Genomic DNA, 20633 nt, shown 5'->3' on the forward strand with positions numbered 1-20633 from the left:
ACCTAGGTTTCACCACCGCAGTCCGAAGTCCGGTAAGGTTCGGACTGGATTCACCTAGGATCCACCACCGTAGTCCGAAGTCTCGTCAGGTTCAGACTGAATTGAACTAGGATCCACCACCGCAGTCCGAAGTTCAGTCAGGTACAGACTGAATTGAACTAGGTTCCACCACCGCAGTGCGAAGTCCCATCTCCTTCAGACTCAATTGTATTTATATTCCTCATACCTGTCAGTATCCCGCGAGAGATTCATAGTGAATCTAAAGTACACCATTATACATTTTTCAGAGAAGATCTAAATTTGTCACTGTTCCTATAACCCATTTTTTTCTCTATGCATATCTTATTGGGTGATGGAATAAAGAAAGGGGATGCCCTTCAGTGATAAAAGTGGTAATAGGAAGTAACACATATCTCCTTGCAGGGGAACTAGAAGCTTCCTTTCAAAAATATCGAGAAAACGTGATTGGTTATAATCAATATTTCATGTCACCTTATGGCAAGAAGAAGATGGTTTATGCTGATTGGACAGCAAGTGGGCGTTTATATCGGCCAATAGAAGAAAAAATCACCAACGACTGTGGTCCTCTCATCGGGAATACACATACTGAATCTAATATCACAGGTACAACGATGACCAAGGCATATAAGGCAGCGAAAGAGATTATAAGAAAACATGTAAATGCAGATAAAAACGATATTTTGATCATGGATGGATCTGGGATGACATCAATCGTTAATAAGCTTGCTCGTTTACTTGGAATTAAGGTTCCGAAAAACCTGAGTCACCATATTGATTTAAATGAAGAGGATCGTCCTATCATTTTTGTTTCCCATATGGAGCACCATTCAAATTATTTAACATGGATGGAGACTGTTGCTGATGTCGTTTGTATAGAACCCTCAAGGAACGGAGAAATAAACGTAGAAGAACTCGAACAATTATTGATGAAATATAACCATCGAAAGTTAAAGATTGGATCATTTACAGCTTGTTCTAATGTAACTGGAATAATGATTCCTTATCATAAAATAGCTAAAAAGATGCATGAATTTAATGGATATTGCTTTATTGACTTTAGCGCATCAGCACCTTATGTAGACATCAATATGCATCCGAATGATCCTGCTGAGAAACTAGACGCAGTCATGTTCTCTCCGCATAAGTTTCTTGGAGGTCCTGGTACTTGTGGGGTGTTAATCATGGACCAAAGTCTACTTAAGAATGAAACTCCGGATAACCCAGGAGGAGGCACAGTCTTGTGGACTAATCCTTGGGGAGACTATATGTATTCACCAAATAGAGAAGACCGTGAAGATGGTGGAACACCAGGCTTTCTTCAAGCGATCAAAACAGCTCTCTGTATTAAACTTAAAGAAAACATGGGAATAAACAAAATGCTTGAGCGAGAAAAAGAACTTGTGCAACTTCTTATGTCTGAATTGGAAAGGATAGAAGGGGTGCATTTATTTGAACCAGAAAGATGGGATCGACTAGGAATCATTTCCTTTTATGTCGATGAGATTCACCATCACCTTTTTGTAAAATTATTAAATGATCGTTTTGGAATTCAAGCGCGGGGTGGTTGTTCTTGTGCAGGACCTTATGGACATTATTTATTAGAGATTAGTAAAGAAAAGTCTAAAACAATAGCGGACAATATAACTAAAGGTGATGTGTTTAACAAACCGGGGTGGATTCGCATTTCAGTGCACCCAATTATGACGAATGCAGAAATGTATCAAATCATTCATGCAATAAAACTCATCATTGCTAATAGTAGTGAGTGGAAATTGGATTACAGCTATGACCCAGAAAAAGATGATTTCATTCATTTTTCAAACCCGAAGTTTTGTTTGGAACAATTATATGAATTTGATTAAATACTTTATGGTGCCAGGCACCCTTGTTAGAAAAGGGTGTATTTGGCATTTTTTTCTTTTTTTTGTAGGGGAACTTCAATTTTTTTCGTCTATATAAAGAGTGAGAATTGAGGAGAGGAGCGAAACCCTTTTGTAGGAAGATGGTCTTACCTACATAAAAAATGTAAAAAAGTAAAACTTTTTCCAATTATAAACGTCTATAATTAAAGGAAGTTGTCTAATTAGGGGGAATTATGTTTGCAGAAATACATAAAGTTATTAATCTCGTTCATTTTATTGCTAGTAGTCTTTGTTTCAACTCCTCTGCCTATAGGGGCTGAAAGGGTTCAGATTAAAATTACAGTAGATGAAGGCTTTGATGGGAAGGTAAAAAGAGGAGAGGGATTCCCGGTAAATGTAAAACTGGAGAATAATGGTGAAGCATTTAGTGGGGATTTATTAGTCAATTTTAATCCCTCCTATAATTCTGGGGGGGCTCTCTTGCTTCCGGTAGAATTACCTGAAGGGAGCACTAAAACATATCAACTATCTTTACCGGGAATGACGGAGGATGGTTATTCGTACAATCAAAATACAGAAATGATTCAGCTCTATAAAGGGGATTGGAAAAAGGGTGATAAAGTAACCTTTTCAGGAGATAAAATAATAAAGCCTAGATTTATCAACGCTAATGAGCTGGTAATAGGTGTGTTAAGTGAGAACTATGATCGCTTAAAGGAGCTAAGAGTTCTACCATCTACATCTGCTCAGATGCTTCCTTTGGAAGAGGAAATGATACCTAAGCAAGGGTTGGGACTTGAAACGGTTGATTATTTAATCATTGATGAATACGCTGTGTCAGAGTTGGACGATCAACAACAGCAAGCAATCAAGGAATGGATTCAGTCTGGTGGAGTTCTTGTGGCTGGAGCGGCTCCTGATGCTAGCAGCTCTTATGGGGAATTATACTCAATACTTCCTATGAAACTAGAAAATGAGAGTTTTGGAAGTGTTGATTTTCTGAAAAGTACTGAAACTGAAACGATTCCCTTCGAATCTATCAATCTTTTTACAGGCGCTGTTGAGAAGGAAGCGCAAGTATTAAACACTAGTGCAGGTCTTCCAGCGACTATAAAAAAAGAGTTCGGGAATGGAGCGATTTTACAGACGAGCTTTTCACTAGGTGATCAACCTTTATCAACATGGAAAGGCTATAGCACATGGTTTAAAGCCTTTATTGATCAAGCTGGTATGTCAAATACCAATGCGAATCATTATGGTCAGGACTTATATGACAGAATGTATTGGGAATTTGTTGAGACAAATGAATATTTTCCAGCTTCTAATTATTCAATCCCTCAATTAATTGTGATTATGCTGATTTATCTTGTTGTGATTGTTCCGATTCTATATGTAGTGTTAAGAAAACTTGATAAGCGGGAACATACTTGGTGGATTATTCCTTCTATTGCATTGGTTATGTCCATTATCGTGTTTAGTCTTGGTGCAAAGGATCGAATCGCAGAATCACAGCTTAATCAAATGGGAGTATACCAAGTAAAGGATGGTACGTTAGTTGGGCTACAAGCATCGACACTTCTATCAAATACAAGTGGGGAATATAAGATACAGGTACCAAAAGGTCAGTTTTATCCTATTCCTCATTTGAGTGATAATATACAAGGTTTCGATCCTTCTACAGGGGCAGTATTGGAAGAAAAACGGGAAGTAAATGAAGTTGTTTTTCCTAATGTGGGATATTGGTCGACCAAGACGATTTATGGGAAAGCACAAAAAGAAATTGAGGGTGCTTTTACTGCAAATCTATCATTGAAGAATAATCAGCTAACAGGGACAATTCAAAATGGATTTCCATATGATTTTGAGGAGCTTTTTATTTGGTCAGGAAATACGAAGTTTAAGCTAGGTGCAGTAAAGGAAGGCGAAACCATTAAGGTTGATCAGAAAATCAAACAAAACTTTCTGGCAGGACCTCTAATGTTATCAAATGCTGGTATGCATCAACAAACAGATCTTGAAAAAATGAAGATAGAAAAACTAGAATATGCAGCGTCTAGTTTCTTACTCGGAAGTATGCAAGGCAAGAATAATCAACCACTAATAGCAGGAATTACAAAAGACTCGATTGTGGATGTGACATTGGAGGGCAAAAAGGAAAAGCAAAAGAATCTTAATCTTATTCTTTCGCCTTTCGTGGCACAGAGCGATCTTACGGGTGAATTTACACTTACCAATGAGATGCTAAATTCAAAAATGGAAGTGATCCGTGGTGTCATTCATGAGGAGAATGTAAGTGGTTCTGTTAACGAAATTTTCATGGAGGACGGAGAATATGAATATATACATCAGTTTCCGGAGCAATTGAAAGGAAAGCAGGTTGAGATTACTAGTTTAAATCTTAAGATAAACAACCAATTTACTCAGTATTCAATTTTGAATAGAGAAACAGGAGAGTATTTTGAAATAAATCCTGATCAAAAAAGCGTGACCTTAAACAAGGACAGTCAAGTGAATCAGTATTTTTCAAAAGAAGGAGAGCTTCTGATTCGAATTAATAAAAGTGGAAACGGTGATCCGTATGTGATTTTACCAACGATTACTGTGAAAGGGGTAGTGGCACCTTGATTGAAATAATGGATCTTACGAAACGATACGGCAAATTCACAGCACTAGACTCACTCAACCTTCAAATTGAAAAGGGAACAGTATTTGGCTTTGTTGGTCAAAACGGGGCTGGTAAATCAACGACATTCTCAATCTTGGCGACACTCTTGGCTCCAACCTCTGGGACTGCTTATGTAAATGGATATAATGTACAAAAGGACACGAAAATGGTAAGAAAACAAATTGGGTATATGCCCGACTTCTTTGGCGTATATGATCAATTAAAAGCAGAGGAATACTTACATTTTTACGGAGCAAGCTATGGTATTTCATTAGACGAACGTCAAAAGCTGATTCCGCAGCTTTTGGATCTTGTGAATCTATCTCATAAACAAGATTCTTATGTTGATTTATTATCAAGGGGGATGAAGCAACGCTTGTGCTTAGCAAGATGCTTGATTCATGATCCAGAAGTATTGATCTTAGATGAGCCAGCATCTGGACTTGATCCAAGGGCTAGAGTTGAGATGAGGGAGATCCTAAGGGAACTTAAAAGTATGGGTAAAACGATTCTAATTTCATCGCATATCCTTCCAGAGCTATCGGAGATGTGTGATGTGATCGGAATTATCGACCAAGGGAAACTGGTAGCCCAAGGTTCAGTTGCAGATATTCAAGAAAAGCTCCAAGGTGAAAAATTAATCATCGTTAAAATGATGCGAAATTTGGAAAAGGCAATCAGCTTCTTTGAAGATGATCCATTTGTTTCACAGCTCGTCCGCGTCGAAGAGGAACAATCATTTCAATTCCTTTATAAAGGAACATCAGAAGAACAAACGAATTTATTAAGAAAAGCTATATTAAATGAACTTCCGATTATAAGTTTTTCTGAAGTGGAAACGGATTTGGAGGATGTATTTATGGAAATCACAAGGGGGGTAGAGCTAACATGAAAAATTTAGTGATTAACCCTGTATTAAATAAAGAATTCAAGCTTCGTTTTCGGACATTTAAGAGCTTCCTAGGTATATTCTTCTACTTGCTTGCTCTAGGAATCTTAATTATTGGGTTTGTATTCATACAGTCATTATCCAACAATCAAGGCTACTTTAAGCCAGACCAGAGTAAAGACATGTTTATGATTCTCTCTGTGCTACAACTAGCTTTAATCCTATTCATTACGCCAGGACTAACAGCAGGAGTCATTAGCAGTGAGCGTGAACGACAAACATTAAATATGATGCTTACAACCACCCAAAGTTCAACAAGTATTATATTAAGTAAGCTTATTTCATCGATTTCATTCTTGCTACTCTTAATCATTGCGAGCTTACCTTTATATAGCATTGTGTTTTTATTTGGAGGAATATCACCAGGCCAAGTTTTAATGACGATTGGTTTTTACACGTTTACCATTATTACTTACGGTAGTTTAGGTGTACTCTTTTCAACATTAATCAGAAAAACGGTTGTAGCGATGGTCACAACCTATGGAGTGACGTTATTTTTAGCAGGTGGGACGGCATTTTTAACTTTAATCTTGATGCAGTTGAATCAGGGCTTTTATAACCCTGCGGCGGGTACAACGAATCCACTCCCTTACTTTACAGCAATGCTGAATCCTCCTATCGTTTTATTAGGAACATTTCAGCCGGAAATAACAAAAGAACTGATGCGTGGAACAGGAATTGATTTTCCGATTTGGATTTCTTTCTTAATCTCCAATACAGTAATTATGGTAGGAGCAGTAGTACTTAGCATAATAAAGTTACGTCCAAATATGAAAAGAGGATAAAGGGTGGGGTTAAGTGGAAAATCAAAAACAGTTTGAACAATTATTGAGCCCAATCCGCAAACAGCTATTCATGAAACTAGTACTAAAGGAGGTGCAGCTCCTGCTTTTGGTAGCAGGAGTATTGTCTTTTCTGTTGATTACCATTGCTAGTTTAGTTGTAATTCCGTTTTTGATCTACTATTTTCTGTTCCTCTTCTTTCTATTGCTTATCTTTTTTTTCATCAGAATATGGAAGAGTCGACCTGGATTGTATGAAGCCGCATCTGTTTATCAGCCATTTGTTTCAGAGGATAGGGTCTTAACAGCATTTTCTTTCCTTGGGAAAAATGGGGATCTTGAAGAGCTTCAACTGGCTGATGCAGTTTCTAGGATGAAAAAAGTTCAACAGCAAGTTTTGAGAAGAAAGAAATATGTTTGGTACCCTAAATGGTTAATCACAGGAATGATGTTTATATTGGTAGCTGTTGTCGTTTATTTTACCGTTCCGGATTCATTTGAATTAGCGAGTGAGCTTGAGAAGAATATCAAGCTAGTGGAAGAGGTAGAGGAAAAGCTTAAGGAAAAGGTCGAGAAAGAAAAGAATCCTGAGGTAAAAAAAGCGTTACAGGAAGCCCAGGAAAAGCTAAGTCAATCCAAAACGGCTGACGAGGCATTGAAGGAATTGGAAAAGCAGGCGAACAAAATAGAGTTACAGACGATTAAAAAGAAGGATAAGCAGGTAACTCTAGAAAATTGGAAAAACGACTTAAATAAGAATGGTCTTTCTCAGTTATCAAATTTATTAGAGCAAAAGAATCTGGAGGAATTTGAAAAGAAGCTAAAGGAATTAAATAAAACCTGGGATCAACTAACCGAAGAGCAACAGAAAGCATTAAACCAGCTTACTCAAAAGGAACAGCAGTTAACAGATGAGGAACTTAACGAGTTGGTAAAACAAATTGAGTTAGCATTACAATCGCCAGAACTAATGAAAGCGTTGGCTGAGGCTCAAGCTGCTGTTCAACAAACCGGCTTAGCTATGCAGAATCAAATGGCTGCCAATGGTATGCCTCCTTCAAGTATGGCCTTTGCTCCACCAGGGCAAAGTGGACAACAACAGGGTGGGCAAACTCCAAATGGTAACGGGCAAACACCTAACCAGACTGGTCAAACCAATAATGGAAATGGGAATAACGGTTCAGGGGCCGGTTCAGGATCAGGGTCCGGTTCAGGTTCAGGTTCAGGTTCAGGTTCAGGTTCAGGTTCAGGTTCGGGTTCAGGCTCGGGTTCAGGATCAGGCTCAGGTTCAGGATCAGGCTCAGGATCTGGCACAGGAACTGGATCTGGAGCAGGACTTGGACAGGGTTCAAGGGAAATGCTGACAATTCCTAATCGGATACAAGGAGATAGCCAGATTGAAACGGATACAGGGCAGCTTGGTGAAGGACAGTCAGGTCAACAATCAGAAGGAACTGGCCCGGTGTTGAAAGGGAGTATCCGACCTTACAATGAAGTGTTTGGCTCCTATGAACAGGCATATCGCCAAAGTACAGAACGCATGGAGCTTCCTGCAGATCTTGGGGATATCGTCAAAAATTATTTTTCAAATATTGATCCAAACGAGGAGTGACAGATATGTCTTCAATTAAAGAAAAGGAGCAACAATTTGTTCATGCTGCAGAAACTGTCTCTAAAGTTAGAGAGGAGATTCGTTCCTTTATAGTCGGACAAGAAGAGGTTATAGACCAAGTTCTATGGAGTATTTTTTCAGGAGGACATGTGTTGTTAGAGGGGTTACCCGGACTTGGTAAAACGATGCTCATCAAAACGGTTGCTCAATGTTTAGATTTGCAGTTTTCAAGAATTCAGTTTACACCTGACTTAATGCCATCAGATATAACAGGTACCATGCTTCTGCAAGCAGAGGATAGCGGGAAACAAGGGTTTTCCTTTCATAAAGGACCGTTGTTTGCCAATATCGTGTTAGCTGATGAAATTAACCGGGCGACTCCTAAAACGCAGAGTGCGTTACTTGAAGCGATGGGAGAAAAAACGGTCACCATTATGGGGGAAACCAAGGAAATGGAAAAGCCTTTCTTCGTATTGGCAACCCAAAACCCAATTGATATGGAAGGGACATATCCACTACCAGAGGCTCAGTTGGACCGCTTTATATGTAAAGTACAGGTCCGTTATCCATCGAAAGAGGAATTAAAGGAAATTGCAATCAGGACGACAGGGGTAAAAACTTTTGGCTTAGAGAAGATTGCAACGATTAAAGAGGTTCAAGAGCTTCAGAAACTATCGAAAGAGATATTAGTTTCAGATGAAATGTTGAATTTTGCAGTTGATGTGGTTTCAGCAACACATCCTGATTCTGAGGATGCGACTGAAATGGTGAAACAATATGTACAATTCGGAAGTGGCCCACGTGGACTTCAAAGTCTGATTCAAATGGCGAAGGCGAGAGCTCTGTGTTTAGGACGATATCATGTTTCACTAGGGGATATCAAACAGCTTGCTTTACCTGTCTTAAGACATCGTCTTCTCTTGAATTTTGAAGGAGAAGCAACCGGTATAACAGCTGATGAAATCATTACGGGTATCACCAATGAGCTTAGCGGGCAGGGAGTTAAGGTGAAATGAGTCAAACTCAAGCAATGTTGGGAAGACTTCAAAAGATGCGATTGCTCGTTAAGACAAGAAAAAGAGGACATCACAAAGGGACAAGACTCTCTAGTCACTTTGGCTCTTCCTTAGAATTCTCAGATTTCAGAGTGTATCATCCAGGTGATGATGTACGACAAATAGACTGGAATGTATACGGAAGAACACAAAAGCATTATATTAAGAGATTTCTAGATGAACAGGAGCTGTCAATTGCGGTTTACCTTGATGTCACTTCTTCAATGCGAGTAATCAGTAGTAAATGGGAATTTGCCAAAAGGTTAGCTGCCCTTTTAAGTTATGTAGTGTTAGCGAGTGAAGATCGACTGATTTTTTCTCCTGTCGCCTCGAACACGTTGCAAACGATACGAAAGAAAGGTGCAGTGTCTAGTAGAAGAACATATTTAGATATTCTTCAACTTGAAGAGACCGGACAAACTGGTGATTTTATTGCAAGTCTTCAAAATTCCGTTTCGAAAAATCAACAGCTTTCGATTCTTATTACAGATGGTTTAGAACCACTGGATCGAATAGATGCTTTATTAAAAAAGTTGAGTTCGTTAAAGCAAGAAATTTGGTTTTTTCAAGTGTTAAGCAGTGATGAAATTTCACCAACTTATATAGGTGATCTAAAGTTAATTGATAGTGAATCAGAAACCCAGGTTAATGTAAGTATGAATGCAGCGATATTATCCCAGTATGAGAAACGTCTAAATGACCATAAGAAAGAGTTGGAAAGATTGTGTAGGCGCTATGGGGGGCATTATATCCCAATTTCTGATCAAGATCATTTAGAGTCGATTTTTTTCCATGAACTTCCTGCTAGAGGTTTAATGAGGTAGAAGCCTTGGTCCTTAGCTTTAACTGCCCTTTTTAGAATGAGAGGTGAAATTCTTTGCAATTTTTATATCCGTGGTTTTTTCTACTAAGTTTTTTTATAGCTGCTGTTATTTTATTCTACTTTTTCCGAAAGCAGTATGAGGAAAGGAAGATTCCTTCTAATCTACTTTGGGAACAAGTTCTAAATGAATGGCAAGCCTCACCTTGGTTGAAAAAGCTCCAACAGAATCTATTATTCTGGCTACAAATTCTTGCATTACTATTATTAATGTTTGCTCTTATTCGGCCGTTTTGGATGCAAAATGATTTACAAGGTAATGATCTCATTCTAATTGTTGATACTTCTGCTTCAATGTCAGCTGAATATGGTAACGCCACTCGCTTTATTGTTGTGAAAGAAGAATTAGGAAAGCTCGCTGATAAGCTAAACGGTCAAGAAGTGACGATTATAAGAGCTGGTCCGAAGCCTGAAATTCTTCTAAGTAAGGAAACGGATAAAAGTCAGGTTAATCAGACCATTGATGAACTTGAATTGTCCTATAACCATGAATCGATGGAAAATACAGTAAATCTTGCTGTTTCTCTTGCTACAGGAAAAGAAACTGCGATTCATATTTTTTCGGATTCAGTGAGTCGAGATGTTTTGTCTGAAGTGGAGCAGTATGTAGAAGTTCACAATATTGGGAAAGAAACAAGTAATCTAGCAATAATCTCTTTTGGAGTAGCACCTGTCTCTAAAGAGATTTCAGGAGTAGCTGTTCTAGAAAATCAATCTAAAAAAGAGCAAGAAGTTACGTTCGAGATCCATAGTGAAAATGAATTACTATTTGAGGAAAAAGTGAGGATAAGTGGTCAGGAAGAGTTCGTGGTGCAAATTCCGTCACTTCCTGAAAAGCCTTACTATGAAGCAAGAATTAAAGAGGATGATGGATACCAGGCAGATAATGAATTAACCTCGATTTATACAGATAATAACCCTGCAATCTTTACGATTGGAGATATTAACCCTTTTGTTGTAAAAGGATTTCAAACGATAGGTGTTGAGGTATTACAAACAGAGGTTAAGAATGTAGTCGAAAGTATGAATGGCATTTTCATCACACATTCGAACTCATTAAGCGAACTACCTAAAATGCCGTTAATTCTGTTTAATTCTAGTGAGGAAAAGATAAAGCTTACAGAGCCAATTGTGGCAGAAAACGACTCCTTATTAAAGTATGTCGATCATGAAAGTATCTATATTGATTCTGCAGTTAAGGAGTTAGAGGGTGAGTGGGAAACAATTTTGAAAAGTGGTTCAGTCCCATTAATTCAAAAAGGGAAACATGATGGTCAACCACTAATTGTGGTAAATTTCGGTTTAACTGATTCAGATTGGCCCTTGCAACCAAGTTTTCCTATTTTTCTATATAACAGCTATCAATGGCTTTCTCAACAGACTAATTTCCTTGGTTATTTTAGTCCTGGAGAGGAGAAATGGTTGAATGTTAGTGAAGGTTCTCCAACCTGGGCTATTTTCGATGGAGAAGATGAAAACCTATACACACTCGATTTAAGTAAGGAAAGTTTTAAGGCTCCTTTCCTACCTGGTACATATCAAGCGGTTGCCGGGGATAAAATTAACTATTTCTCAGTTTTAATCGATGACCGGGAAAAACTCCCATCCTTTGAGACATCTTTTAAAATGAACGAGTTAAAAAGTCAGGGGAAAAGTGAGATTGAAAGTCGGAATGATGTGCTTTGGTTTTGGCTAGCATTCATCGGCCTACTCTTTATTGCGCTAGAATGGGAGGTATACCGTCGTGGGTTTAGAGGTTAAATTCCCGTTTTTGTTTTTATTGTTGATACCATCTTTGTATTTAGTATTTTTATATATAAGGAAAAATAGATCACAAGAGTTCTTGCTAATTGCGGGATTAAGAACCGTCATTTTTATTTTGTTGATTTCGGCACTTACAGTTCCACAAATCTTATTACCGTTAAAAGGTGAACATGTCGTTTTCTTAGTGGATCGATCTGACAGTGTGCAAAATGGTGATGCGCTAGCTCTTGAATGGATTGAAAAAAGTGTTGAAAGTAAGGGGAATGATGATTCTTTTTCGATTGTGACGATGGGGAATCATGCATTATTAGAGCAATCTATGGGTAAACAAAAGCAAACCATTAGTGAGTTTAATACGAAAGTTGATGGTGGAGAGACAAACATTGAAGCGGGTATTCAATTTGCGTCTTCCCTTCTGCCAAAGGATTCTGCTGGTAGAATCATTCTCCTTTCTGATGGGAATGAGACGATTGGTAAGAGTAAAGAAGCTGCCATGCTACTAAAAAATAGAAAAATTGAGTTAGATACAGTCCTTATTGAGCAACCGATTCAAGAAGATATGTCCATCACGAAATTAGATGTCCCACCTTCCATGTACAAGGACGAGGAAGCGCAGATTGCACTGACAATTGATAGTAATACAAATAAATCTGCAACAATACGTCTCTCTGTCAATCAAGAAGATGTACTAACAGAAAAGGTAGAAGTGAAAGAAGGTAAAAATGTCTATCAATTCTCCTATAAAGTAGAAGAAACCGGAATGACAGTGTTCAAAGGAGAGGTTGCCACCGAAAACGATACGTTTATTGAGAATAATGCCATGTATTCGGTATCTGAGGTAAAAGGAACAGCTAAGGTGCTAGTTGTTCAAGGTAAAGATAGTGGTCAAATTGAGACCATTTTAGAAAACGCAGGACTTTTAGTTGATGTAATCGTGCCAGAGAAACTTCCAACTGTACTTTCAGGATATTTGCAATACCAGTCCATTATTTTTAATAATGTACCGGGAACAGTGATATCCGAGAATCAAATGAACCTGATTGAAAGAGCGGTTGAAGAGTTTGGGACAGGTTTTATAATGGCTGGAGGAGACGAAAGCTTTGGTCTCGGTGGTTATTTTAAAACGCCAATTGAAAGATTATTACCTGTAGACATGGATATTAAAGGAAAGAAAGAAATGCCATCACTAGGACTGATGATTGTTTTGGACCGCTCAGGTAGTATGATGGGTGGTAAATTAGAATTAGCGAAGGAAGCTGCAGCCCGATCTGTGGAATTGTTACGGGAAGAAGATACCCTAGGGTTTATTGCTTTTGATGATCGACCATGGGAAATTATCGAGACAGCTCCTCTTAAGGATAAGGAAGAGACTGTTGAAAAGATTCTCTCAATTACGCCAGGTGGAGGCACTGAAATTTATTCCTCTCTTGAAATGGCTTTTCAGGAGCTAGAAGATTTGAAATTACAGAGAAAGCATATTATCTTGCTTACGGATGGACAGTCAGCTACCAACGGAAGCTATGAAGATTTAATTGAAGCTGGGAAAGAGAACAATATCACACTATCAACTGTTGCTATTGGTTCAGATGCAGACCGTGTTCTTCTAGAAGATTTAGCATTGTGGGGTTCGGGAAGATTTTACGATGTCACTGATGCTTCTGTTATTCCTAGTATTCTTTCGAGGGAAACGGTCATGGCAACAAGAACGTATATTGAAGATAAACCATTTTTTCCGATAGTATCAGGAAATCAGAATTGGTCTTTTCTGGTTGAAAATGGAGTTCCACAGATGAATGCTTATATCGCTACAACCGCTAAATCACGGGCTACTGTTCCTTTTTTAAGTGAAAAAGAAGATCCTGTATTAGCTGAGTGGCAATATGGGATGGGAAAAACCATTGCATTTACATCAGATTTGTCTGGGAAATGGTCAGGAGACTGGGCAAGATGGGAGAAATGGCCAGCGTTTGTGAACCATCTAGTCACTAGAACCCTTCCACAGTATGAAACAGAGCCTTACAAAATCTCTATGGATAAAAAAGATGGTAATACCATTGTATCTCTAGAGTCTGTCAGTGGAAATTCTCTACCAGTAGAAACTGCGGTCGTTTCGGAGGATGGTGAGCGGATTCCCACTAATACGAAGCTAGTTGCACCAGGGAAATATGAACTATCGATACCAGGTACTAGTGGAATGCATTTCCTAAATGTGAAACAAACAGATCAAACAGGAGCTGTTCATATTTATCAAACAGGCTTTACTGTACCATATTCAGAAGAATACTTACTAAAAGGGGCTAATCAAGAACTGTTAAAAGAGCTTGTGGATGTGACTGGTGGAAAAGAGCTATTGGATGCGAAGGAGTCCTTTCGAGAAACAGTTGAAAAGAATTATTTGAAACAACCGATTAGTCAATGGTTGTTATTACTTGCATTTTTACTATTCTTTGTGGAAATTACAATTCGCCGTTTTGGGATGTCTCGTATTTTCGGTGGGTTACTTAAACGAGCTGAGCCGGTTGTTGACGGACCAAGCCGGATGGAACGATTACCTAAGAAGCAGAAAATAACTCCTGCTAAAGAAGAAGAAGCAATTGTAACGGAAGCGGTAAATTCACCTATAGTGGACAACAAGGACAAAAAAGCAAAAGTGAAGCGACCGAAGATCGTTGAGCAACCATTAACACCAGAAGAAAAACAAGATAGAATGCAAAGATTGCTTGAAGCGAAGAAGAGAAAGAGATAAGTGGTCTTGAAATTTTCTGTTATAAATAGAAACTTAGAATCTCTTTCTACCTATAGCGTATTGCCCTTGAAAGGTTTCAGAGCCTTCGCACGGGGCATACGCTTTTTTTATGCATTTGTTTCAGTCACATTGGAGATACTTCAACTATTCATGTGGTTGAAAGGGGACTTATATGTGGAGAAGCTAATTAGTGATATTAAAGAAAATGCAATTCGTTTTAATGGTGATGAGGATTTACAACATATTGTTGATGCTGTTGGTAACAAGCAATATGTACTTCTTGGAGAAGCCTCTCATGGTACCTCGGAATTTTATACAATTCGAGCACAGTTATCTAAAATGTTAATTGAACAAAAGGGCTTTAAAGTAATCGCTGTCGAAGGTGATTGGCCATCTTGTTTTCAAGTAAATAGTTACATAAAAGGATATCATCAAGACAGCAGTAGTGAGCAAGTTTTACTAAACGGATTTAACAGATGGCCAACCTGGATGTGGGCTAATGAAGAGATAACTCAGCTAGTTAATTGGTTAAAGGAATACAATGAGAAACGCGATTCTAAAGTAGGTTTCTATGGAATTGATGTATATAGTCTCTGGGAATCAATGGAAGAGATTGTTACCTATTTAGAACAGACAAATTCACCTGATGTTGAGGTTGCCAAAAAGGCATTTAGCTGCTTCGAACCTTTTAATAGAAGAGAAGAGAACTATGGAGTGTCTGCTTCATTCTTATCTCAAGACTGTATTGATGAGGTTATAAATTTATTAACGACTGTAAGAAGAAATAAACATCAATATTCTAGTGAAGAAGAAGCTGATTTAAGCCTTGATATTAATTCTCTTGTGACGGCGAATGCAGAACGTTATTACCGTGCAATGGTCCAAGATGATACAGAATCCTGGAATGTTAGAGACTATCATATGTCAGATGTTATTGAAAAATTAGTAGAGTACCACGGTCGTGATACAAAGGTCATTGTCTGGGAACATAATACTCATATCGGTGATGCCAGGTATACTGATATGAAAGGTGAAGGGTTAACAAATGTAGGTCAAATTGTTCGTGAAAGATATGGAGAGGAAAATGTATATGCTGTTGGTTTTGGTACCCATCATGGATCAGTAATTGCGGCGAGGCGATGGGGAGACGAACCTCAAGTCATGAATGTCCCAAATGGTGAACGAAACAGTTGGGAGGATTTATTGCACCGGGCAGGAGCATTTGACAAGATTCTACTTTTCCAAGAGGATAACAAAGAATTATTTTCTTCTACACTTGGTCACCGGGCCATTGGAGTTGTATATAATCCTGAATATGAGCATTTAGGAAATTACGTCCCTTCAATCGTATCAAGTCGTTACGATGCATTCATTTTTGTAAACCGAAGTCATGCGTTAGTTCCTTTGAAAATACAAATGCTTGTTTAACGCCCTTTTTTCAGGATTAAAGGCTATGGTCTATACATTTAGATTCGAAAATGAGTATGTTATGAGTGTAGGGCATACCTCCTCAGATGTTAGCGTATGGATGTGCGAGAAGTAAAGTTCTCGCACCTTTTTTTAATTGAGGGGTTTGAATTACATAATTGGTGCTGATGGTATTTATGAGGAGAAATACATTGTTTGGGCATTGAACTTGTTCGGGTAGGCAGGCTCTATTGGACAAAACCCCAGGTCTGAGCAATGATTATGTACGATAGGACAGCTCTATTGGACAAAACACCAGGTCCGAGCGATGATTATGTTCGATAGGACAGCTCTATTGGACAAAACACCAGGTCCGAGCAAAGATTATGTTCGATAGGCCAGCTCTATTGGACAAAACACAAAGTCCGAGCAAAGATTATGTTCAATAGGACAGCTCTATTGGACAAAACACCAGGTCCGAGCAACGATTATGTTCGATAGGACAGCTCTATTGGACAAAACCCCAGGTCCGAGTAAAGATTATGTTCGATAGGCCAGCTCTATTGGACAAAACACCAGGTCCGAGTAAAGATTATGTTCGATAGGCTAGCTCTATTGGACAAAACACATAGTCCGAGCAATGATTATGTCAAATAGCATCCCTCTCGAGGAGGAGGGGATTCCTTCCAATTTAGTTTCCTAGACAGGATATCGAGCATATCGGTGATAACCAAGGCACTTATACTTTTCTTATTTTTTGACAACTTACATCATATCCTTGTTAATATTATAAAAAAGGAGGGTTTTTGATGTTTATTTTATCAACAGTGAAACCGACAGATGCAATCATTGGCGAATTAAAAGACTCATTTCGAAGTGAGACCTTTTTATTTTATCCAAACATAAAAGAAGCAGAAGGTGATTTACCTAAAGCGGATATCCTCATTACACTTGGAGAAGATCTAACCCCTGATTTAATTGCAAAAGCAACAAAACTAAAATGGGTGATGGTCGTATCAGCAGGTCTTGAGAAGATGCCCTTTGAAGCGCTAAAAGATAGAAATATTATGGTTACTAATGCAAGAGGAATACATAAAATACCTATGGCCGAATATACATTTTCAATGATTCTACAGGTTGCAAAGCAGACTAAGCAACTGTATGAACTTGAAAAGCAGAAAATTTGGGATCGCACACTCGTTCAAACCTTTGAACTGGGTGGAAAGACATTAGGAATACTAGGTGTAGGAGCAATTGGTGGAGAAATTGCTCGATTAGGTAAAGCATTTAATATGAAAGTAATAGGTGTTAATCGAAGTGGTAACGCTCATCAGAATATAGATGAAATGTATGCGATGGAGAAGTTAGACGAGTTTCTTCAAGAAGCAGATTGTATAGTATCTGTATTGCCTAGTACAAATGAAACGACGTACCTTCTCACAGAGAGTCACTTTCGTTCAATGAAATCGAACGCAATCTTTATTAATGTTGGTCGAGGTGACTTAGTTAAAGACAGCGTCTTAGTGAAAGTTATGAGGGAAAAACAGATTGCTCATGCCATATTGGATGTGTTTGAAACAGAGCCACTGCCGCCTACTCATCCTTTCTGGAGTATGGATAATGTTACTGTTACTCCGCATATTTCTAGTATTACGAAAAATTATATGCCTCGTGCATTTGAGATCTTTAGAGAGAATTTAAAAGTGTATAACAACGGAGAAGGCACTTATATTAATCTAATTGATTTAGATAGGGGATATTAGAAGATGAAGATATATACGAAGACAGGTGATAAAGGGAAAACATCATTAGTATACGGTGACCGAGTCTCTAAATCGGATATACGAGTAGAGGCTTATGGAACTTGTGATGAAGCAAACTCGTTTATTGGTCTTGCCCTTAGCCACTTAAAAAAGAGTGGAGAGTTTGAGAACAAAGAGAAGGTATTAGAAGTTTTTCATAAAGTACAAACTGACCTCTTTCATGTTGGAGCAGAATTAGCCACTCCAACTGGAAAAGAAGTGAAGTGGTCATTAAAAGCAGAGGACATCGTCTTTTTGGAACAAACCATTGATCAGTGGGACCAAGAATTACCACAACTAATGAATTTTATCTTACCTGGTGGAAGTGAAGCGGGTGCTACATTACACATTGCGCGAACGGTTGTTAGACGAGCAGAGCGAATCGGTGTAGAAGTCCCTGACATTAATCCTGATGTTATCTCTTATTTAAATCGTTTATCCGATTTTCTATTTGTGGCTGCCCGATATGTAAATTATAAAGTAGGAACAGAAGAGCCTATCTTGCATCAATAAATCCGATTTATCGCGTGCTATGTACTCTCTTATATGAAATTTGCGGCAACTAGGTAACTAAAAGGTATATAGGTTTATATTTTTTAAAAAATGCGTAAACAACCTATTTTTCTCATATAGTAATGATAGATATGTTGACAAAATCTAGAATTCCAATGTACACTATTTATAAATATTATAAAATAAGAACATGTTTAGAAGAGAGGTGCATGGCGATGTCAGATAATCATTTAAAAGGTGCGCTTGATACGTTGAAGGAAACCGGAGTGCGTATCACTCCACAACGTCATGCGATTTTAGAGTACCTAATTAACGCAATGGCCCATCCTACTGCTGATGATATATATAAAGCTTTGGAAGGGAAATTCCCGAATATGAGTGTAGCAACAGTATATAATAACTTAAGGGTCTTTAAAGAAGTAGGACTTGTTAAAGAATTAAATTATGGCGATGCATCAAGTCGTTTTGATTATGTTACTACCGATCATTATCATGTTATTTGCGAATCATGTGGAAAAATGGTCGACTTTCATTATCCGGGACTAAATGAGGTTGAAGCTCTAGCAGCGCATGTAACTGGCTTTAAGGTAAGTCATCATCGTATGGAGATTTATGGTGCGTGTCAAGAATGTCAAAGTACTGATGTACACTAATAAGAATTTCCCTTTTTTAAAAATAAAATGCTGACAGCAATTCTAGCTGTCAGCTTTATTTTTAGCCATTTTTCGATTGTAGCTTTCGTCAAACTCTTTTCCTTCTAATTCACGATCTAATGTTAAAGGTTCATTACAATACATGCACATATCTACTCGACCTAATACTTTTGTTTGTTTATTACAAGTAGGGCACGTAACCTGAACTGTTCGTGTCGAAAGTAGTCCAATCCAAAAATAGACAACAGTGCTTGCGATAATAAACAATAAACCGAATATCATAAATAATGTCATGATTAGAGGGCTTGTTCTAAAGAATAATCCACCATACATAACGAAAAAGCCAATAAAGATTAGACTTAATGCGAAGGTACGGATTTTATTGATTTTATTTGAGTATTTTTTTGCCATAAAAGAAAAACCTCCTCATTAAAATATAGCATATCATTACTTAAGAAATAAAAGTATTTAAAAAAAGAAGATAATTTTTAAATGAAATTAATATGATAGAGAGAAAGGGTTTTGTATAATCTTGTCGAATAATATACTCAATTAGCTAAATGGAGGAACCCATATGGAAAATATACTTCGTCCAGTCTATCAAGAGAGAGCAAGTCATCCTAATACAGTAGGAATTATTATAATAGAGAAAAAGCTTCATGCTTTTCCCGTTACAGATTCCTTTGATACGATATTATTAGTCATTGTTAAGGAAATGGAAGAGCCGTTGATGATCAAGCATTATGATCATGAAGGGAGAATCGCCAGTCTATATACAGTAACAGAAGCAATGTTGAAAGAGTGGCTATTTCTTGGGTCTAATCGAAAGTTTGTTGAATGGATACTTAAAGGCAAGGTTATATTTGATCGTAATGAATACATATCGAACTTAAAGAAAGAATTAGAAGAATTTCCACAAGAAGAACGAGATATTAAAAAGGGAATTGAGTTTGGTAAGTTAATTAGAAGATATCAAGATGGAAAGGCATTTTTTAATATTGGACATTATTTAGACGCTTATAATAATATTGTTCATGCCCTCCATCATTTAGCAAGATTAGCGATTATAGAAAACGGGCTTCATCCTGAAGTAACTGTCTGGAACCAAGTAAAGCAGTTTGATCCAGAAATCTATAAATTATATGAAGAACTTGTAGAAAGTGAGGAGTCTCTTAGTAAGAGGCTGGAACTATTATTTCTAGCAAGCGAATTTTTAATCAACACACGTGCTAAACAAGGTGGTAGACATTTGTTAGAAGTTTTGGCTGAAAGAAGTGAATCGTGGTTATTCGGTGAAATATTAGACCATCCCAAATTAAAGGTCTATTCGGTTGATCTTGAATTGATGGTAGAATTTTTAGTTGAAAAACAATTAATACATGTTGAGAAAGTCCTTACTAAAGGGAAAGATCTTTATCATAGAAATTATTCAGTATCATTATAGTGATTGTTAGAAACACAAAGAAGAGTGCCTCGTACACTCTTTTTTCTTTTATGAAAAAATAGTGTTGACTTAATATATTTAAACATGGTATATTAGATTTCGTCGCTGCGGAACATAACCGCTAGACACAATAAAAAACATGTTGACTCGAATACAGTAACATGTTATATTAATAAAGTCGCCTCAACGAGACGGCCGATAAGTTCTTTGAAAACTGAACACAATAAACAAACGTCAACGTTTTAAATTAAGTAACAAACTATTGAGCAATCAATACTCTTTTTGGAGAGTTTGATCCTGGCTCAGGATGAACGCTGGCGGCGTGCCTAATACATGCAAGTCGAGCGAATACAAGGGAGCTTGCTCCCAAAGATTAGCGGCGGACGGGTGAGTAACACGTGGGCAATCTGCCTGTAAGACTGGGATAACTTCGGGAAACCGGAGCTAATACCGGATAATATAGAGAACCGCATGGTTC

At 37.8% G+C, this 20633-nt stretch carries 15 protein-coding genes and 1 rRNA gene; 15 read left to right on the forward strand and 1 reads right to left on the reverse strand.

Annotated features, from left to right (window positions below):
- Window positions 1-380 precede the first annotated feature (380 nt).
- The 13 genes from BLQ56_RS18845 to perR all read left to right on the forward strand — a co-directional run bounded on the left by BLQ56_RS18845 (window position 381) and on the right by perR (window position 18711).
- Window positions 381-1883 carry an aminotransferase class V-fold PLP-dependent enzyme gene (locus BLQ56_RS18845; RefSeq protein ID WP_238457321.1) on the forward strand — a complete coding sequence of 501 codons (1503 nt, stop codon included), beginning with the start codon at window positions 381-383 and terminating at the stop codon, window positions 1881-1883.
- 237 nt (window positions 1884-2120) lie between these two features.
- Complete coding sequence (locus tag BLQ56_RS18850; RefSeq protein ID WP_090858103.1) at window positions 2121-4508, forward strand: hypothetical protein; 2388 nt, start codon at window positions 2121-2123, stop codon at window positions 4506-4508.
- On the forward strand, window positions 4505-5440 hold the full coding sequence (locus BLQ56_RS18855) for an ABC transporter ATP-binding protein (RefSeq protein ID WP_090858106.1): 936 nt from the start codon (window positions 4505-4507) through the stop codon (window positions 5438-5440). The genes BLQ56_RS18850 and BLQ56_RS18855 overlap by 4 nt, the downstream gene beginning before the upstream one ends.
- Window positions 5437-6282, forward strand: coding sequence for an ABC transporter permease (locus BLQ56_RS18860; RefSeq protein WP_090858109.1), 846 nt, complete (start codon window positions 5437-5439; stop codon window positions 6280-6282). Before BLQ56_RS18855 ends, BLQ56_RS18860 begins: the two co-directional genes overlap by 4 nt.
- Before the next feature lie 13 nt (window positions 6283-6295).
- Window positions 6296-7891 (forward strand): hypothetical protein, encoded by a 1596-nt coding sequence (locus tag BLQ56_RS23670; RefSeq protein WP_175490384.1) that lies wholly within the window; start codon window positions 6296-6298, stop codon window positions 7889-7891.
- Window positions 7892-7896: 5 nt separating this feature from the next.
- On the forward strand, window positions 7897-8907 hold the full coding sequence (locus BLQ56_RS18870; protein ID WP_090858112.1) for an AAA family ATPase: 1011 nt from the start codon (window positions 7897-7899) through the stop codon (window positions 8905-8907).
- Window positions 8904-9770, forward strand: coding sequence for a DUF58 domain-containing protein (locus BLQ56_RS18875; RefSeq protein WP_090858115.1), 867 nt, complete (start codon window positions 8904-8906; stop codon window positions 9768-9770). The genes BLQ56_RS18870 and BLQ56_RS18875 overlap by 4 nt, the downstream gene beginning before the upstream one ends.
- Window positions 9771-9823: 53 nt before the next feature.
- A complete protein-coding gene (locus tag BLQ56_RS18880) occupies window positions 9824-11587 on the forward strand; it encodes a vWA domain-containing protein (protein WP_090858118.1) in 1764 nt (587 codons plus the stop codon).
- A complete protein-coding gene (locus BLQ56_RS18885) occupies window positions 11571-14336 on the forward strand; it encodes a VWA domain-containing protein (RefSeq protein WP_090858121.1) in 2766 nt (921 codons plus the stop codon). Before BLQ56_RS18880 ends, BLQ56_RS18885 begins: the two co-directional genes overlap by 17 nt.
- Window positions 14337-14486: 150 nt before the next feature.
- Window positions 14487-15764, forward strand: coding sequence for an erythromycin esterase family protein (locus tag BLQ56_RS18890; RefSeq protein WP_090858124.1), 1278 nt, complete (start codon window positions 14487-14489; stop codon window positions 15762-15764).
- 788 nt (window positions 15765-16552) lie between these two features.
- On the forward strand, window positions 16553-17506 hold the full coding sequence (locus BLQ56_RS18895) for a D-2-hydroxyacid dehydrogenase (RefSeq protein ID WP_090858127.1): 954 nt from the start codon (window positions 16553-16555) through the stop codon (window positions 17504-17506).
- Window positions 17507-17509: 3 nt separating this feature from the next.
- Window positions 17510-18058, forward strand: coding sequence for a cob(I)yrinic acid a,c-diamide adenosyltransferase (locus tag BLQ56_RS18900; protein WP_090858131.1), 549 nt, complete (start codon window positions 17510-17512; stop codon window positions 18056-18058).
- A gap of 215 nt (window positions 18059-18273) precedes the next feature.
- On the forward strand, window positions 18274-18711 hold the full coding sequence (gene perR, locus BLQ56_RS18905) for a peroxide-responsive transcriptional repressor PerR (protein ID WP_090858159.1): 438 nt from the start codon (window positions 18274-18276) through the stop codon (window positions 18709-18711).
- A 42-nt stretch (window positions 18712-18753) separates the two neighbouring features.
- Here perR and BLQ56_RS18910 read toward each other — a convergent pair whose 3' ends face one another.
- Window positions 18754-19122 (reverse strand): YgzB family protein, encoded by a 369-nt coding sequence (locus BLQ56_RS18910; protein ID WP_090858134.1) that lies wholly within the window; start codon window positions 19120-19122, stop codon window positions 18754-18756.
- Window positions 19123-19285: 163 nt separating this feature from the next.
- Between BLQ56_RS18910 and BLQ56_RS18915 the strand changes: the two genes are divergently transcribed.
- Complete coding sequence (locus BLQ56_RS18915; RefSeq protein WP_090858137.1) at window positions 19286-20155, forward strand: nucleotidyltransferase-like protein; 870 nt, start codon at window positions 19286-19288, stop codon at window positions 20153-20155.
- Window positions 20156-20434: 279 nt separating this feature from the next.
- Window positions 20435-20633: ribosomal RNA gene (locus tag BLQ56_RS18920) — 16S ribosomal RNA — on the forward strand; the annotation flags it as partial.

Origin of the sequence: Litchfieldia salsa (assembly GCF_900104555.1) — a bacterium.
GTDB classification, from domain to species: Bacteria; Bacillota; Bacilli; order Bacillales; family Bacillaceae_L; genus Litchfieldia; species Litchfieldia salsa.

Excerpts from the sequence above, each read along its gene's own strand:
- BLQ56_RS18890 (WP_090858124.1), top strand. The coding sequence starts at position 14,487 with ATGTGGTTGAAAGGGGACTTATATGTGGAGAAGCTAATTAGTGATATT.
- BLQ56_RS18860 (WP_090858109.1), top strand. The coding sequence starts at position 5,437 with ATGAAAAATTTAGTGATTAACCCTGTATTAAATAAAGAATTCAAGCTT.
- perR (WP_090858159.1), top strand. The coding sequence starts at position 18,274 with ATGTCAGATAATCATTTAAAAGGTGCGCTTGATACGTTGAAGGAAACC.
- BLQ56_RS18915 (WP_090858137.1), top strand. The coding sequence starts at position 19,286 with ATGGAAAATATACTTCGTCCAGTCTATCAAGAGAGAGCAAGTCATCCT.
- BLQ56_RS18895 (WP_090858127.1), top strand. The coding sequence starts at position 16,553 with ATGTTTATTTTATCAACAGTGAAACCGACAGATGCAATCATTGGCGAA.
- BLQ56_RS18900 (WP_090858131.1), top strand. The coding sequence starts at position 17,510 with ATGAAGATATATACGAAGACAGGTGATAAAGGGAAAACATCATTAGTA.
- BLQ56_RS18870 (WP_090858112.1), top strand. The coding sequence starts at position 7,897 with ATGTCTTCAATTAAAGAAAAGGAGCAACAATTTGTTCATGCTGCAGAA.
- BLQ56_RS18910 (WP_090858134.1), bottom strand. The coding sequence starts at position 19,122 with ATGGCAAAAAAATACTCAAATAAAATCAATAAAATCCGTACCTTCGCA.
- BLQ56_RS18875 (WP_090858115.1), top strand. The coding sequence starts at position 8,904 with ATGAGTCAAACTCAAGCAATGTTGGGAAGACTTCAAAAGATGCGATTG.